Source organism: Amycolatopsis sp. NPDC058278 (assembly GCF_042881395.1).
GTDB lineage: Bacteria > Actinomycetota > Actinomycetes > Mycobacteriales > Pseudonocardiaceae > Amycolatopsis.
This window is the reverse complement of record NZ_JBHVXZ010000130.1, coordinates 1-12,651: the sequence shown is the minus strand read 5'-3', so window position 1 is coordinate 12,651 and position 12,651 is coordinate 1. Positions and strand designations below refer to the sequence as shown.

Annotated in this window: 13 protein-coding genes and 1 pseudogene; 12 read left to right on the top strand and 2 right to left on the bottom strand. The window is 72.4% G+C overall.

Annotated features, from left to right (window positions below; all coding sequences use genetic code 11):
• Positions 1-65: 65 nt before the first annotated feature.
• On the top strand, positions 66-536 hold the full coding sequence (locus ACFVYA_RS41295; protein ID WP_285990498.1) for a hypothetical protein: 471 nt from the start codon (positions 66-68) through the stop codon (positions 534-536).
• A 145-nt stretch (positions 537-681) separates the two neighbouring features.
• Here the strand turns inward: ACFVYA_RS41295 and ACFVYA_RS41290 are convergent, their stop codons facing one another.
• Positions 682-1,662, bottom strand: a complete 981-nt coding sequence (locus tag ACFVYA_RS41290) for a hypothetical protein (protein ID WP_387052944.1) — start codon at positions 1,660-1,662, stop codon at positions 682-684.
• A 161-nt stretch (positions 1,663-1,823) separates the two neighbouring features.
• On the opposite strand from ACFVYA_RS41290, the gene ACFVYA_RS41285 reads away from it, so the two are divergent.
• The 6 genes from ACFVYA_RS41285 (at position 1,824) to ACFVYA_RS41260 (ending at position 7,423) form a co-directional block, all read left to right on the top strand.
• Positions 1,824-2,831, top strand: a complete 1,008-nt coding sequence (locus ACFVYA_RS41285; protein WP_387052942.1) for a polysaccharide deacetylase family protein — start codon at positions 1,824-1,826, stop codon at positions 2,829-2,831.
• A gap of 673 nt (positions 2,832-3,504) precedes the next feature.
• The gene (locus ACFVYA_RS41280) at positions 3,505-4,311 is read left to right on the top strand and encodes a DUF3152 domain-containing protein (protein ID WP_387052940.1); all 807 of its coding nucleotides are present in this window, start codon (positions 3,505-3,507) and stop codon (positions 4,309-4,311) included.
• A 57-nt stretch (positions 4,312-4,368) separates the two neighbouring features.
• Positions 4,369-4,893, top strand: a complete 525-nt coding sequence (locus ACFVYA_RS41275; RefSeq protein WP_387052938.1) for an extracellular solute-binding protein — start codon at positions 4,369-4,371, stop codon at positions 4,891-4,893.
• A gap of 27 nt (positions 4,894-4,920) precedes the next feature.
• Positions 4,921-5,694: an extracellular solute-binding protein gene (locus ACFVYA_RS41270; RefSeq protein ID WP_387052971.1), complete on the top strand. Its 774-nt coding sequence runs from the start codon at positions 4,921-4,923 to the stop codon at positions 5,692-5,694.
• Entirely contained in the window at positions 5,691-6,596 is a 906-nt protein-coding gene (locus ACFVYA_RS41265) for a carbohydrate ABC transporter permease (protein ID WP_387052936.1), read from the top strand. The genes ACFVYA_RS41270 and ACFVYA_RS41265 overlap by 4 nt, the downstream gene beginning before the upstream one ends.
• Entirely contained in the window at positions 6,593-7,423 is an 831-nt protein-coding gene (locus ACFVYA_RS41260; RefSeq protein WP_387052934.1) for a carbohydrate ABC transporter permease, read from the top strand. The genes ACFVYA_RS41265 and ACFVYA_RS41260 overlap by 4 nt, the downstream gene beginning before the upstream one ends.
• Here the strand turns inward: ACFVYA_RS41260 and ACFVYA_RS41255 are convergent.
• The gene (locus tag ACFVYA_RS41255; RefSeq protein WP_387052932.1) at positions 7,392-8,273 is read right to left on the bottom strand and encodes a LysR family transcriptional regulator; all 882 of its coding nucleotides are present in this window, start codon (positions 8,271-8,273) and stop codon (positions 7,392-7,394) included. The genes ACFVYA_RS41260 and ACFVYA_RS41255 overlap by 32 nt on opposite strands.
• A 76-nt stretch (positions 8,274-8,349) precedes the next feature.
• Between ACFVYA_RS41255 and ACFVYA_RS41250 the strand changes: the two genes are divergently transcribed.
• The 5 genes and pseudogenes from ACFVYA_RS41250 to ACFVYA_RS41230 form a co-directional block, all read left to right on the top strand.
• Positions 8,350-8,733 (top strand): hypothetical protein, encoded by a 384-nt coding sequence (locus ACFVYA_RS41250; RefSeq protein WP_387052930.1) that lies wholly within the window; start codon positions 8,350-8,352, stop codon positions 8,731-8,733.
• A complete protein-coding gene (locus ACFVYA_RS41245; RefSeq protein ID WP_387052928.1) occupies positions 8,726-10,273 on the top strand; it encodes a multicopper oxidase family protein in 1,548 nt (515 codons plus the stop codon). Before ACFVYA_RS41250 ends, ACFVYA_RS41245 begins: the two co-directional genes overlap by 8 nt.
• Positions 10,274-10,499: 226 nt before the next feature.
• Positions 10,500-11,351 (top strand): geranyl diphosphate 2-C-methyltransferase, encoded by an 852-nt coding sequence (locus ACFVYA_RS41240; RefSeq protein ID WP_387052926.1) that lies wholly within the window; start codon positions 10,500-10,502, stop codon positions 11,349-11,351.
• Positions 11,352-11,361: 10 nt separating this feature from the next.
• Positions 11,362-12,474 carry a family 2 encapsulin nanocompartment cargo protein terpene cyclase gene (locus ACFVYA_RS41235; RefSeq protein ID WP_387052924.1) on the top strand — a complete coding sequence of 371 codons (1,113 nt, stop codon included), beginning with the start codon at positions 11,362-11,364 and terminating at the stop codon, positions 12,472-12,474.
• Between the two features lie 13 nt (positions 12,475-12,487).
• Positions 12,488-12,651 (top strand): annotated as a pseudogene (locus tag ACFVYA_RS41230) (Crp/Fnr family transcriptional regulator); the annotation flags it as partial.

Genomic DNA, 12,651 nt, shown 5'->3' with positions numbered 1-12,651 from the left:
GCGTTATCGCGGACCGGCGCTCACCATGATCGCAGTCGGCATCGCACAATCCGGAGGAGTACGACATGAAAAGTGCACTGACCCGAGCGCTCACGGTGTTCGTCACCGCCGCCGCGGTGGCCTTGACGGGGGTGGGTGTGGCGACGGCAGGCGGGCCGGGTGGCAGCGGATCGTCGAGCACCACCAGCGCCGCGGCGGAGGTCCAGGGCCTGCGCGACCAGCTGGCGGCGCGGGCGGACAACGGGGACGTGCCCGGCACGCAGGCCACCCTCGCCCGCCTCGACCCGTTGCTGTCGGATCTGGCCCAGGGCAAGCGGTACACGATCCAGGCCGCGGCCAAGGACAGCGCGGCCACGGCGCAGAAGGACAACGCCGAAGCGCGCAAGGGCGTCGACGAGCTCGCCGCCAAGCTGGCGGCCCGCCAGTCGCTGCCGCCGGTGTCGGCCCTGCTCAACGCGCTGCTGCAGCGGGTGCTGATCAGCCTTTCCGCGCTGGTGAACGACCTTCTCGGCGGGCTGCCCGTCCCGGTCGGCTAGGCCGGCCGGTACCCCGGACGGACAAGCCGGCGACGGCCCGGCGCGGTTCCCCTCCCGCGCCGGGCTTTCGTCGTCTGCGAACCGGGTACGCGGCCATGAGAAAGCCCGGTGCGGCGGACCGCACCGGGCTTTTCCGACGCGCCGGCTATTCGTAGACGACGTAGGCGGGGGTGGGGCTCAGCGCCAGAACGTCCGCCGGGGTCATCAAGCCCGCGCCGCGGCGGGTGTCCTCCTCGAAGAACAGCTTGAAGCCCGGCCGCACCTGGGCGGGCATGGTCGTCATCAGCGTCTTCCAGGTCGCCTTCTTGGCGGCGGCCGACCCGATGCCGTCGACCACCTTGACGACCGAGACTCCCTTGTGCGGCCGCAGAAGCTCTTCGTCACGCACGACGGACGCGGCGACCTGGTGGTAGACCATCACCTTGGCGGGCAGGTGGTGCGCGTCGGCCAGGCCCCCGAGGTACCGCGCGACCCCGTCGAGCTCGGCGCCGGTCGTGCGGCCGAACTTCTTGCCGGGGACGACGCCCGGTTCCACGGCCCACTCGGGGTCGAGCGCGACGCCGACGTCGGGCTCGGTCAACCAGCGTTCGTAGGCCTGGACCTCGGGCAGGAAGTCGGCGCGGCCGGGCTGGATGTTCAGCAGCAGCAACCCGTTCAGCGCCCGCGCGGCGTCGAGGTAGTCGCGCACGGTCGCGTCCTCGCAGCGGCTGCGGAACATGCCGTCCTCGCCCGGCGAGCGGTGCACGGTGGTGGCGATCAGCTCGACGACCGGGGTGACCGGACGTCCCGGCGGGAACGCCTCGATCTGGCGGCGGAGTGCGCGGCTCGCTTCCGTGAGGTCGCCCGTCATGCGGCCGAGCGCCTTCGCGCCCGGCGCCCCGCAAAAGCCGACGAGCAGGCCTTTTTCGAGCGGGTTCGGAGGCGGTGGCGGCGCCGCCGCCGCTGCGGCGGCGGCGGCCGGGGCCGGCACGGCCAGCGCCCGTCCCCGTTGCAGCGCACCGCACGCACTCGTGGCCAAGCCCGCGAGGGCGGCGGTGAGGACCAGGCGTCGATCGAAGGTTCGTTCGGCGGCGACCGCCTTTTTCGGGACCATCGCGGGGAAATACCCGGCGGTGATCTTCGCCAAACCGGTTTCCCGACGATCACCGAATCGTGCTGGAGCCGTTTCCGGGCTCATGGCCCCGGCCTGGGAAATCCCGCTTTTCCGGGCCATCGCGCACCATTGCGGGCTCACCCGACCCGGTGGTCCGGCCCGCGCCCGCGGCGGGCCCGACGCACACTTCCGCCATGCGTTGCCTTTTCCGGTCCGGTGCCGGGCTCACCGCCGTCCTCGCGCTGGCGGCCTGTGGCGGCCCCGCGCCCGTCGCCCCGGCGCCCGCACCGCCGCACCCGGCGCCCGCCGCCGCGCCGGTCCGCATCACGCCCGCCGCCGCCCGGCAGGTGGGCGCCGACGAGCTCGGCCGGGTGCCGGTCTTGATGTACCACCGCCTCGTCGCGCAGCCGAAGTCGGTCTACGAGCGCACGCCCGCCGACTTCACGGCCGAGCTCGAACGGCTCGCGACCGAGGACTACGTCCCGGTCACGACGGCGGAGCTGGTCTCCCGCCGGCTCGACCTCCCGGCCGGCGCGCACCCGGTGGTCCTGACGTTCGACGACGGCGACCCGAGCGTGTTCCGCCTGACGCCCCAGGGACAACCGGAACCGGGCACGGCGGTCCGCATCCTCTTGGACGTCGCGGCGGCACACCCGCGGTTCCGCCCGGTGGCGAGCCTGTACGTCAACGAGCACCCGTTCGGTGGCGACACCGACGGGCGCGCACTGCGCTGGCTGGCCGAGCACCACTTCGAGATCGGCAACCACACCCGGCACCACACGAACCTGCGCACGGCAACGGAACCGGCGGTGACGGCGGCGATCGCCGAGGAGGACGCGCTGATCCGCCAGGCGGTCCCGGGCTACCGGCCGACGACGCTGGCCCTGCCGTACGGAAGCCGCCCGCACCGCACGGGCCTGGCGCTGCAGGGCCCGGGTTACTCGTACGGCGGCGCGCTCCTGGTGGGGGCCGGGCCGGCGCCGTCGCCGTGCTCGGGCAAGTTCGATCCCGCGGCGATCCCGCGGATCCGTTCGCAGTCGGCGGGTTCGGAGGCGGAGTACGGATCGGCCCACTGGCTCGACGAGCTGGGTGCGCCCGCGAGCCACCGCTACACCTCCGACGGCGACCCGTCGACGGTGTCGTACCCGCGAACCGAGGGCCCGGTGGCGCCGGAGTGTGCGAGCGTGGGCCTTGCCTACTGAACGACACCCCCTGGCCCGCGTGGACTGGCTCCCCCAGCCACGCCGCCGGCCGGCGCCGCCGCAGGGGGTCCAGGCACCGAGGTCGCCACGCATCCCGCCCCCGCCGGCTCGGCCGGTTCCGGCGGTTCCGGCGGTCCCGGCAGTTCCGCCCGGGGAGAGCCCGGCCGCAGCGACTCGGACGGCACCGGACCGCCCGGCGGCACCGGCCGGCGAGGCCCGGATGGCCCCGGCCGAAACCACTCCACGCCACCCTGCATCACCGGAACCACCGGCGCCGGGCCAGGTGGCGCAGGCAGGTTGGGCGGCACCGGCCAACCCGGTAGCGCCCGCGCCGCCGGCCTCGGCCACACCGATCCCCGAGGCGCGCCTGGCTTTCCCCGCAACACCCGCCCCGGTGTGGCCGCCCGAGCAGCGGACTTCGACCGAAGACGCGACCTCGGCCGCACCGACCGCCGCCATCCGCACAGCCCCAACGCCAACCACACTCCAACCCACGCCCACACCCCGACCCGAAGCACGGCGCCCCCGCTCGATCTCCGTCGCCCCCGCGATCTCCGTCGGTCCGCCGGCGCCCCGGGTTCCGCGTGCACCCGCCGTCCCGGCCGAACCGCCCGCTCCGCCGCCTCCGGCTCCCGCGCCCGCGGCCGCCGCCGTGGCTTGGTGGCCGCCCGCTGTGCTCGTGTTCGCCGTTGCCCTTGCCCTTGCTCTTCTCCTCGCCCCGGAAGCCGCCCAGCCGCGGCGGATCTCCGGGGTCGGTTCCGCCCTGCCCACCGCCCTGCCCACCGTGCCGGCCACCGCCCCGAAGCCCGCTCCCGAACCGGCCGCGCTGCCCGATGGGGTGCCGGTCACCGAAGCCGGCGACGGGACCTGGCACGTCGTCCCCGGTAGCGGCCACGACTTCGGCAGCGGCGAGAAACTCCTCACCTACACCGTCGAAATCGAAGACGGCGTCGACCTTCCCTCCTTCGGCCACGACGTCGACGCGATCCTCGCCGACCCCCGTGGCTGGATCGGGCTCGGGGCCGTGACCTTCCGCCGGCTCGGCGAGGCCGAGGCCGAGGCCGGCGCCGGCGCCGGCGCCGGCCCCTCCGTCCGGATCAGCCTGACCAGTCCCGGCACCGCCCGGCGCCCGGACCTCTGCGGCTTCGGCATCCCCTTCGACTCCTCGTGCCGCCTCTCGCACGACCACCGGATCGTCGTCAACCTCGCCCGCTGGCTCCGCGGCGCCCACTCCTACGACGGCGACCTGGCCGGCTACCGCGCCTACGCCATCAACCACGAGATGGGCCACGCCCTCGGCCTCGGCCACGTCGGCTGTCCCGCCCCCGGTGCGGCCGCGCCGGTGATGATGCAGCAGACCTTCGGGCTGTCCAACACCTACCTCGCGAACCTCAACCGCGCCGAACCCGGTGCCGCCACGAAGGTCCGTCCCGACGGTGCCGTCTGCCGCCCCAACCCGTGGGTCACCGCCTCGCACTGAAACCGGTTTGGACCACCGCCCAGCGGGTACCCACGCCGCCTCTGGGAGGGGTGTGCGATGGCGCGGAAACTTCTGGCCGGTGCGACGGCGGTCCTGCTGCTCTCCGGGTGCGGCGGGGTCGGAAGCGGTGGCGACACCGGCGCCGCGGCCACCCTGACGACCATGGGGTTCGGCCTCGGCGACGAAATCGCCACCACCCGCGCCGACCTGGCGGGCAAGGCGATCGCACCGGCCACCGTGAAGATCGGCGGCAGCGCCTTCGACGCCCAGCAGTTCCTCGCTTCCGTCGCCTCGCACACCCCGCCCGACCTCGTCTACCTCGACCGGCAACTGCTCGGCACCTACGCCGCGCGCGGCACCCTCGAGCCGCTCACCGGCTGCATCGCCCAGCAGCACATCGACGTCGGCCAGTACCGGCCCGCCGCCCTGCGGGAGGTCACCCTCGACGGCAAGGTCTACGGCCTGCCCGAGTTCTACGACAACCGGGTCATGCTCGTGAACGACGCCGCCGTCGAAGCGAGCGGCATGACGGCCCAGGACGTCTCCCCCGCCGACCACGGCCAGCTGACCACGGCCGCGTAGAAGCTCACCGTCCGCACCGGCGGCGGGCTGTCGCGCATCGGGTTCGACCCGAAGATTCCCGAGTTCCTCCCGCTGTGGGCCAAGGCCAACGGCGTGCAGATGCTCAGCGACGACGGCCGCACCGCGCACCTCGACGACCCGCGGCTGGCCGAGGCCCTGACGTACACCAAGTCGCTGATCGACGCCCAGGGCGGCTGGAGCGCGGTGAAGGCCTTCCGCGACTCGTTCGACTTCTTCGGTGAGAAGAACCCGTTCAAGCAGGGCCAACTGGCGGCCAGCCTGATGGACGACTGGTACCTCAACGTCCTCGCCAACTACTCCCCCGACGTGCGGGTCTCCGCGGCGCCGTTCACCGACACCGCCGGCACCCCGATCGACTGGGTCACCGGCAGCGCCTGGGTGATCCCGGCCGGGAGCACCCACAAGGAGCAGGCCTGCGCCTGGATCAAGACGATGACGGACGCGCCGGCCTGGGTCGCCGCCGCCAAGGCCCGCGCGGAGAAGCGGAAAGCCGCCGGCAAGGCGTTCACCGGTGTCTACACCGGCAACCGCGTCGCCGACCAGGAGATCTTCGGCGGTCTGGTGCAGCTGAAGGACCGGCCCGCGTTCGACGCCGCCGTGCAGACCGTGCTGCGGGCGCAGGAAAGTGCCTTCACCATGCCCGCCTCCCCGGCCGGCTCCGAATTCAAGACGGCCTGGCAGAACGCCGTCAACCGGGTACTCTCGGGCGAGCAGCAGCCCGCCGACGCCCTGCGACAAGGCCAGCAGGAGGCCCAGCGGGCGCTGGACGCCGCCCGGTGAAGCGGCGTACCAGGGAAGCTTGGGCCGCGTACGCCTTCCTGTCGCCGTGGATGATCGGGTTCGTGATCTTCATGGCGATCCCGATGATCGCCAGCCTGGTGCTCTCCTTCACCGACTACGACGCGCTGCGGTCGCCCGACGCCGTCGGCTGGGCCAACTACCGGCGGCTGCTCGAAGACCCCGCCGTGCGCAAGAGCCTGGTCAACACCCTGGTCTACACCGTCATGTCGGTGCCGGCCACGATGGCCGTCTCGCTGGCGCTGGCGTCTCTGCTCACGCGGGCGGGCCACCGGTCGGCCGGGTTCTTCCGCACGGTGTTCTACCTGCCCGAGATCACCCCGAAGGTCGCCGTCGGCGTGCTGTTCCTCATCCTGTTCAACGGCCAGGCCGGCCTGGTCAACGCCGTGCTGGGGCTGGTCGGCATCGACGGTCCACAGTGGAGCACCGACGGGCCGTGGGTGAAACCGGGGCTGGTGCTCATGCACCTGTGGTCGGTGGGCAGCACGGTGGTGATCTACCTGGCCGCGCTGCGCGGAGTGCCCCGCGAGCTGTACGAGGCCGCCGAACTCGACGGCGCGTCGGCGTGGCAGCGGTTCCGGCGGATCACCGTCCCGATGATCAGCGGGGCCCTGTTCTTCACCCTCATCGTCCAGACGATCGCGGCACTCCAGTCGTTCGACGAGGCCTACACGGCCTTCTACGGCTCCGCGGCTTCGGCGACCTACAGCAACGACGCGGCGCTGTTCTACCTGATCTACCTCTTCCAGCAGGCCTTCGAATTCCTCCACCTCGGCTACGCCTCGGCGATGGCGTGGCTGCTGTTCGTCGTCATCCTGGCGATCACGCTCGTGCAGGTGCAGCTGAGCCGGCGGTTCGTCTACTACGAAGGCGGTGACCGGTGACGGCGCGCCGCGTGGTCCGCTGGACGGCGCTGGCCGCGGCGACCGTCCTGTTCCTCTACCCGTTCGTGTGGCTGCTGAGCGCTTCGGTGAAGCCGCGCGCGCAGGTCTTCGACAACCTGCTGATCCCCCGGACCTGGGCGTGGGACAACTACGTCGAGATCTGGCGGGCAGCGCCGGTCGCGGCCTGGCTCCTCAACAGCGTCGCGGTGTCGCTCGCGGCGGCCGTGGCCGTGACGCTGACCAGTTCGCTGGTGGCGTTCGGCTTCGCGTACTTCCGCTTCCCCGGCCGCAGCGCGCTCTTCGGCCTGGTGCTGGCCACCATGATGCTGCCGGCCGCGGTGACGATGATCCCGGTGTACCTGATCTGGAACAGCGCCGGCCTGGCGCACACGCAGGTGCCGCTGTGGGCGGGGAACCTGTTCGGCAGCGCGTTCTACATCTTCCTGCTGCGCCAGTTCTTCCTCGGCCTGCCGCGCGAGGTGTTCGAGGCCGCGCGCGTCGACGGCGCGAACCACTGGACGCTGTTCTGGCGCATCGCCGTGCCGCTGTGCCGCCCGGCGCTGATCGTCAGCTTCGTGTTCGAGCTCAAGGCCAGCTGGTCGGACCTGCTCAAGCCGCTGATCTACCTGCGCGACCCGGTGCTGTACACGCTGCCCCGCGGGCTCAAGGCGCTGTCCGACCAGTTCGGCCAGGCGGGTGAGCAGCGGTGGGAGATCGTGCTGGCCGGGAGCGTCATCACGACCGTGCCGCTGCTGATCGTGTTCTTCGTGGCGCAGCGCCACTTCCTCGCCGGGATCACGACGGAGGGTCCCACGCCCAATCGGTGAGTGCGGTGCGCATCAAGCGGGCCGCGGCGGGCAGGCGGTCGCCCGCGGCCCAGAACAGGGTGATCGTGCGCCGGCAGTCCGGGCTGTCCACCGGGAGCCAGACGACCGGCACCTGCGCGGCGACGCGGCGGGCCATCGCCGGGTTGAGCCCGATGCCCAGGCCGGCGCTGATCAGTTCCTGGATGGCCCCGGGTTCGTCGCCTTCGAAGACGATCTTCGGTGTCAGGTCCCGGGCCGCGAAGAGCCGGTCGAGCAGCCGCCGGTGCCAGTGCCCGGGCCGGGCGGTGACGAACGGCTCGCCCGCGAGGTCTTCGACGGCGACCGAGGCGCGGTCGGCCAGCCGGTGGCCGAGGGGCGTGGCCACCAGCACCGGCTCGTCGAGCAGCCGGACCCCGGCCAAGCCTTCGTCGGGAATCGGCTGCGACGCCACGCAAAGGTCGATCTCGTGGGATCGCAAGGCCCGCGCCATCGCGTCGGCGGGCAGCTGGTGCAGTTCGACCTCGACGTCCGGGTGGGCCCGTTTGAACGCGGCGAGCGGCCGGGTCAGGGTGAGGAAGGTTTCCGACGCCAGCCGCACGGTGCCGAAGCCTTCGCCCGTCGCGTCGGCGACCGCGCGCCGGCCCGCGTCGAGCTCGCCGAGTGCGCGCTCGACGTAGCCGCGGAAGAGCCGCCCGGCGTCGTTGAGCCGGAGCCGCCCGGCCCGGTCGAACAGCGGTGTGCCGAGCTCGTTCTCCAGCCGCGCGATGGTGCGGCTCAGCGACGGCTGGGCGACGCGCAGCTCTTCGGCCGCGCGGCTGAGGTGCTCCAGCCGGGCCACCACGAGGAACTGCCGCAGCGCCCCCAGATCCACGTCATGCCTCCCGCGTCATAACGGCATAGCGATATTGATCTTAGACACGATGACTGCACGGTCATAGCTTCGGAGTGTGGAAAGAACCGGGAAACCCAGCTGGGCGCTGCGGGCCGTGGCGGGCGCGCACCTGGTGGCGATCGCCGGCCAGCCGGTGTTCGCCGGCGTGTACCTGAGCGGCGACTACGACGGCCTGCGCCTGCACGCGGCCGGAGCCGACGTCGTCACGTCCCTCGGCTACCTGCAGGTGATCGCCGCGATCCTGGTCTGGGTCCGGGTGCGGCGGGCGTGGCCGTTCCTCGCCACGGCGGCGGTGGCGGCCGCGGAGACGGTCCAGTACTTCGCCGGGCTGGACGGCGCGTTGTGGCTGCACCTGCCGTTGGGCGTGCTGACCGTCGCGGGGCTCGTCGTGCTGGTCGTCGCCCTGTGGCGCCGTCCCCTGGAGGCCGTCGATGCGTGAGCGGTTGTCGCGGCGCCAGGCGTTGCGCCTCGGCGGCGCCTTCGGCCTGCTGACCGCCGCGGGGCTGTCCACGGCGGCCGCGTTGTCGCGGCACCCCGCGCTCACCGGCGCCGAACTCCGCAGCGCCGTGCCGCTGCCACCACCGTTCCAGGTGCCGTTGCCGCTGCCGCCCATCCTGCGGCCGGTGGCCCCCGGCCGCTACGAGATCACCCAGCGCGTCGCGGAAACCGAGATCCTGCCCGGGATCCGGACGCCGATGTGGACCTACGGCGGCACGTTCCCGGGTCCGACGATCGAGTCGCGCCGGGGCCGGCCGATCACCGTGACCCACCGCAACGAGCTGCCCGTGCCGACCGTGGTGCACCTGCACGGCGGGCGGACGCCGGCGGACTCCGACGGCTACCCGACCGACCTGGTGCTGCCCGCGGGCTGGACGGCGGACCACCACGCCATGCCCGACCCGCGGGCCGTGCGGACGCGGCTGACCCGCAGCTACACGTTCCCGCTCGACCAGCGGCCGGCGCTGCTCTGGTACCACGACCACCGGATGGACTTCACGGCTCCGGCGCTCTGGCGCGGCCTCGCCGGGCTGCACATCGTGCGCGACGACGCCGAAGAAGCACTCGGCCTGCCGTCGGGGCCGCGGGAACTGCCGCTGCTGATCGCCGACCGCGCGTTCGCCGCGGACGGCAGCCTCGACTACCCGTCGTTGGACGGCACGCTGCGGGACCGGCCGGGCGTGCGGGAAAGCTTCCTGGGCGGGGTGCTCGGCGACGTGCTCCTGGTCAACGGCGCGCCGTGGCCGGTGCACGAGGTCGACGCGGTCCGGTACCGGCTGCGGATCCTCAACGCGTCGAACGCCCGGCACTACGAACTCGAGGCGGTCGCCGACGACGGGCGGCGGCTCCCGCTCGTCCAGATCGGCGCCGACCAAGGGCTGCTCGCCGCGCCGGTCACCCACGCCGCCCTGCCCGTCGGGCCGGCCGAGCGCTACGACGTCGTCGTCGACTTCGCGGGCGTCCCGATCGGCGGCCGCGTCCGCCTGCTCAACCGGCTGGGGTCCGGTCGCACCGCCGAGGTGATGGCCTTCCGGGTCGCGCGCCGCGCCCGTGACGACAGCCGCGTTCCCGCGGTGCTGTCGACGGATCTGCCGTCGTGGGACCGGCCGGTCCGGGTCCGCGACTTCTCCTTCCGCGCGGGGCGGATGGCCGGCGGATCCGGCTGGCTGATCGACGGGCGGCCGTTCGACCCGGCCCGCACGGATGTCACCGTCTCCCTCGGCGACGTCGAGGTGTGGCGGCTCGTCGCCGACGTCCACCACCCGGTCCACCTGCACCTGGCGGGGTTCCGGGTGCGTTCGCGCGGCGGACGGCCGCCGCTGCCGCAGGACGACGGGCTCAAGGACACCGTCTCGCTGCGCCCGGGCGAAGCGGCGGAGATCATCACCCGGTTCGACGGCTACCGCGGTCGTTACCTCTTCCACTGCCACAACGCCGAACACGAAGACATGGGCATGATGGCGAACCTCGAAATCACCTGACACGCGCTGTCGCGTTTCGTCACCCGGTCGAGGCGTCACCGATCTCGAACGAGGGTCCTCGGCCCGGCACCGACCACCTCCGGCGCAGGCTCTGCTGGGCCGGACGGGCAACGACGGCAAAACCCAGGTGAAGCTCCTTGTCCCTGCGAAACTCCCGCCACTAGCGTCTTCCTCAAGGGGGCACCGGATCCCTTTCCTGCCAAGGAAACACCGAGGAGTTCAATCGATGACCGCTCTCGAGAAGCCCGTGACCCGGACCGCGTACCAGCAGTCGGTCGCCGACTACTGGAACGCGGAAAAGGACCCGGTGAACCTCCGGCTGGGCGACGTCGACGGCCTCTACCACCACCACTACGGCCTCGGCGACTACGACCCGGCCGTGCTGGAAACCCCGGCCGCCACGCGCGACGAGGCGATCATCGCGGAGATGCACCGGCTCGAGACCGCGCAGGCGGACGTCCTGCTCGACCACCTGGGCCCGATCACGCCGGAAGACCGGCTGCTCGACGCCGGCTGCGGCCGCGGCGGCACGAGCGTCATGGCCCACCTGCGGTTCGGCTGCCAGGTCGACGGCATCTCCATTTCGGAGCAGCAGGTCGGGTTCGCCAACGCGCACGTGCGGCAGCGCGGGATCGACGGCTCGGTGCGCTACCACCTGCGGAACATGCTCGACACCGGGTTCGAATCCGGCGTGTTCCAGGGCATCTGGAACAACGAGAGCACGATGTACGTGGACCTGAACGACTTGTTCGCCGAGCACGCGCGGCAGCTGGAACCCGGCGGCCGGTACGTGACGATCACCGGGTGCTACAACGACGTCACGGGCGGCCGGTCGCGCGCGGTGAGCCAGATCGACCAGCACTACATCTGCAACATCCACGCCCGCGGCGACTACTTCAAGGCGCTGGCCGCCAACGGGTTCGTGCCGATCAACGTCGTCGACCTGACCGCCGCGACGATCCCGTACTGGGAGCTGCGGGAGAAGTCGTCGGTCGCCACCGGCGTCGAGAAGCCGTTCCTGACCGCCTACCGCGAAGGCAGTTTCCACTACCTGCTGATCGCCGCCGACCGCGTCTGAGGCGGGCGGGGTGACCGGGGAGAGCACCAGCACCACGTGTCCACAGTGGAGAATCGGCGGGCTGCCGGTGGCGCCGTCCGGGCTCGGGACGTCGGCGGCGCGGATCGCGGCCCAGTTCGCGCCGTCACCGGGACAGGATCCGGCGTACGCCTCCCTGCCGTGGGGTGACGGCAGCGCGGCGCCGTTGTACTGCCCGGTCCAGGGCCGCGTCGACGACGGCCTCGCCGCGGAGGTCGACCGGCGGCTGGTCGCCTGGGCGGACGGCTGCGGGTTCACCGGCAAGGGCCTGGAACAGATCGCCGGGGCCGGGTTCGGCCGGCTGGCGATGCTGGCCCACACCGACTGCGACGACCCGGACCGGTTGCTCGTCGCGGCGCAGCTCAACGCGGTCTGGTGGGCGGCCGACGACTACTACGCCGACGACAGCACGCTCGGAGCGGCGCCCACCGAGCTCCCGCCGCGGCTGGCGCTGGTCATGGCGGCCATGGACCCGGTCGCCCCGGCCGGGGAGTTTTCGGGCCCCCTGGAAGAGGCCCTGCGCCGCGACCCGATCCTCGTCGGGCTGCACTCGGCGATCGACCACCTGGGCCGCCACGGCTCCCCGGTGCTCGTGCAGCGGGTCTGCTACGCGACGTTCTCGATGTTCGTCAGCTGGGACGCCTACGCGGCGTGGCGCCACACCGGGCGCTACCCACCGGCGTGGGAGTACCTGGCGGCCCGCCAGCACGACAGCTTCTACACGTCGATGACCCTGGTCGACGCCGTCGGCGGTTACGAGCTGGCCGCCCCGTTCTACTACGACCCGCGGGTGCGCGAGGCGATGATGCGGGCCGGAACGGCGTCGGTGCTGGTCAACGACCTCCATTCGGTGGCCAAGGACGCGGCCGACGAGAAACCGGTCTGCAACATGGTGCTGCAGATCGCCGCCGACCGGGGCTGCCCGGTCGAGGAGGCGGTGGCGGCCACCGTCGAGCTGCACAACAAGATCGTCCACGAGTTCGAGGCCGGCCACCGGGAGCTGATGGCCGTGCCGTCGCCGGAGCTGCAGCGCTTCCTCGTGGGTGTCCGTTCCTGGATGGGCGGCGGCTTCACCTGGCACGCCACCAATCCCCGTTACCAGTGATCGAGGTTTCGTTGTGACTGTCACCGACCCGGTGGAATCCGAGCAGGCCCCGTCGAGCCTGGGACGGGCGGCGGCCCGGACACTGGCCACCACCACCAAATCCGTCCCCCAGATGCAGGGCATCTCCTCCCGCTGGCTGCTCAAACTCCTCCCCTGGGTCGAAGTCGCAGCCGGGTC

What these genes read in the sequence shown, in the direction of transcription:
- ACFVYA_RS41245 (WP_387052928.1), top strand. Translation starts at nt 8,726, where the DNA reads ATGCGTGAGCGGTTGTCGCGGCGCCAGGCGTTGCGCCTCGGCGGCGCC.
- ACFVYA_RS41295 (WP_285990498.1), top strand. Translation starts at nt 66, where the DNA reads ATGAAAAGTGCACTGACCCGAGCGCTCACGGTGTTCGTCACCGCCGCC.
- ACFVYA_RS41285 (WP_387052942.1), top strand. Translation starts at nt 1,824, where the DNA reads ATGCGTTGCCTTTTCCGGTCCGGTGCCGGGCTCACCGCCGTCCTCGCG.
- ACFVYA_RS41275 (WP_387052938.1), top strand. Translation starts at nt 4,369, where the DNA reads ATGGCGCGGAAACTTCTGGCCGGTGCGACGGCGGTCCTGCTGCTCTCC.
- ACFVYA_RS41240 (WP_387052926.1), top strand. Translation starts at nt 10,500, where the DNA reads ATGACCGCTCTCGAGAAGCCCGTGACCCGGACCGCGTACCAGCAGTCG.